1 pseudogene is annotated in these 304 nt (G+C 38.5%); it reads right to left on the bottom strand.

The annotated features are described in order from the left end of the window. A pseudogene (locus tag VQ048_RS12915) lies at nt 1-222 on the bottom strand (type VI secretion system Vgr family protein); the annotation flags it as partial. Nucleotides 223-304 lie beyond the last annotated feature (82 nt).

Below are 304 nucleotides of genomic sequence, written 5' to 3'. Positions count from 1 at the left end.
ATAGAAGTCATCTACCACTTCATCGGATACAATAATGGTAAATTCATCGTGCTTGCCTGTGTATTGATGTATCTCTACCCTAAAATGCTCTCGTTCCAAAAATGGTTTACCGCCTATATAAAGCGTGGGCATCACCACGGGGTTGTTTACATCGGCTAAAAAGTCTTGATAGGTCTTGATGTGAAGAGGATGATCCGGATTATTCAAAGGATTATTAGTCATAGTGTTTAGGATTAAAAGGGTTCATTTTTATTTCTTCCAACGCTTCTCATGCACAGTACCATTCAGATCGAATACATGTGTA

Origin of the sequence: Bergeyella anatis (genome assembly GCF_036016955.1) — a bacterium.
GTDB lineage: Bacteria > Bacteroidota > Bacteroidia > Flavobacteriales > Weeksellaceae > JAYWXI01.
The sequence above is the reverse complement of the archived record's forward strand: the minus strand, read 5'-3'. Positions and strand labels throughout refer to the sequence as shown.